This window comes from Roseivivax sp. CAU 1753 (assembly GCF_054482575.1).
The window spans coordinates 1-2,129 of sequence record NZ_JBTLRF010000030.1 but is presented as its reverse complement, the minus strand read 5'-3'; the positions used below and the strand labels follow the sequence as shown (position 1 = coordinate 2,129).

Annotated in this window: 2 protein-coding genes and 1 pseudogene; all 3 read left to right on the top strand. The window is 63.5% G+C overall.

Going from position 1 to position 2,129, the window contains the following annotated elements:
* A pseudogene (locus ACXYMN_RS19820) lies at positions 1-121 on the top strand (electron transfer flavoprotein subunit alpha/FixB family protein); the annotation flags it as partial.
* Between the two features lie 21 nt (positions 122-142).
* Positions 143-1,933 (top strand): acyl-CoA dehydrogenase, encoded by a 1,791-nt coding sequence (locus ACXYMN_RS19815; protein ID WP_459015811.1) that lies wholly within the window; start codon positions 143-145, stop codon positions 1,931-1,933.
* 58 nt (positions 1,934-1,991) lie between these two features.
* A partial coding sequence (locus tag ACXYMN_RS19810; protein WP_459015813.1) for an FAD-dependent oxidoreductase occupies positions 1,992-2,129 on the top strand: 138 nt, incomplete at its 3' end.

Below are 2,129 nucleotides of genomic sequence, written 5' to 3'. Positions count from 1 at the left end.
GGACTCCAAGGTCATCGTCGCCATCAACAAGGACGAGGAAGCGCCGATCTTCCAGGTCGCGGATTACGGCCTCGTCGGAGACCTCTTCGACCTGGTCCCGGAACTGACCGAGAAACTTTGAACGTGACGGAGGAAACGCTTCATGACGTATACTGCTCCGATCGAGGACATGATCTTCGTGCTCGAGGATCTCTGCGGCCTTGACGACATCGCGCGGCTCCCCGGTCTGGAAGACGCCACGCCGGACATGGTCGCGGCCATCCTCGAGGAAGCCGGGAAGTTCGCGTCGCAGGTCCTGTCGCCGCTGAACGCCGTCGGCGATACCCGGGGGCTTGGGTTCGATCAGGGCAGCGTCACGATGCCGGAGGGCTGGACTTCGGCCTATGACCAGCTTGTCGAAATGGGCTGGAACTGCCCGACCGCCGCTCCCGATCACGGCGGCATGGGTCTTCCGGCGGTGGTCAATGCCTGCATCCAGGAAATGTTCCAGGGTGCCAACGCGGCGTTCCAGCTTTGTCCGATGCTGACCCAGGGGGCGATCGAAGCGGTCGACGGCTATGCGTCCGATGCGTTGAAGAAAACCTATCTGCCCAAACTGGTCAGCGGTGAATGGACCGGGACGATGAACCTGACAGAGCCACAGGCGGGCTCTGACCTGGCGGCGATCCGGACCAAGGCCGAACCGCAGGGCGATCACTATCTGATCTCGGGCCAGAAGATCTACATCACGCACGGTGAACACGATATGACCGACAACATCATCCATCTGGTGTTGGCGCGACTGCCCGACGCCCCTGCCGGGGTCAAAGGCATTTCGCTGTTTGTGGTCCCGAAGTTCCTGGTCAACGAAGACGGCAGCCTGGGCGACCGCAACGACATGCGCTGTGTCTCCATCGAGCACAAGATGGGCATCCATGCCAGCCCGACCTGCACCCTGGCCTATGGCGATAACGGCGGCGCGGTGGGCTATCTGGTCGGCGAGGTCAATGCCGGTCTGCAGTACATGTTCGCCATGATGAACAATGCGCGCCTCAACGTGGGTCTGCAGGGTGTCGGCATCGCCGAACAGGCGACCCAGCACGCGACGCACTACGCGATGGAGCGCAAGCAGGGCGGGACCCCGAAGGACAGCGGCGTCGATACGATCATCGGTCACCCCGACGTTCGCCGCATGCTGGGTCTGATGAAGTCGCGGACCGAGGCGGCGCGGGTTCTCGCCTATCGCGCGGCATGTTCGCTGGATGTTTCCCACCGGTCCGCGGATGCGGATGCGAAAGCACGCCACCAGCGTCGCGTCGATCTGCTGATCCCGGTGGTCAAGGGCTGGTCGACAGAGCTGTCGGTAGAGATCGCGTCGCTTGGCATCCAGGTCCATGGCGGCATGGGATACGTGGAAGAGACCGGCGCGGCGCAGTATCTGCGCGATGCCCGGATCACCACCATATATGAGGGCACGACGGGCATTCAGGCGCTCGACCTGATCGGTCGCAAGATCATGCGGGACAGGGGCAAGGCCGCGTTCGAGATCGTCGCGGACATGCGCGTCTCCGCCAAGGCAATCGCGGATCATCCCGGCTCAAACGCCGACTGGGCCGCACTGGGCGGCGTCGTCGAAAAGGCGGCGGACCTGATCGAAACGGTCACCAACTGGATTCTCGCGCAGAACGGCCATGAACCGCAGGCGGTGGCGACGGATGTGCTGGAGCTGTTCGGCATTGCGCTGGGTGCTTGGGCCATGGGCGACGCTGCATTGCACGCGGGCCGTCGCATCGAGGCCGGGACCGGCACGGCGTTCCACGACACCAAGATCAGGACGGCCGATTTCTATATGGTCAACGTTTTCCCGCAGGCCGAGGCGCTGTCGACCGTGATCACCGAGGCGGCGATGTCGATCCTCAACCTGAAAGCCGGCGACTTCGGCGCGGCGGCGTGAATGTAATCGCACGTCACATCAGCCAGCCGAACGCGCGGGCGCAAAAGGGGGTGCGGAGATGACCGCAGTTGCACGCGAAGCCATGGATTATGACGTCGTGATTGTGGGGGCGGGTCCTGCGGGTCTGTCGGCGGCGATCCGTCTCAAGCAGCTTGATGCCGATTGCCAGGTGGTTGTGCTCGAGAAGGGCTCGGAG

Bases quoted from the DNA above. Each gene is read 5' to 3' on its own strand.
- ACXYMN_RS19815 (WP_459015811.1), top strand. From the start codon at position 143: ATGACGTATACTGCTCCGATCGAGGACATGATCTTCGTGCTCGAGGAT.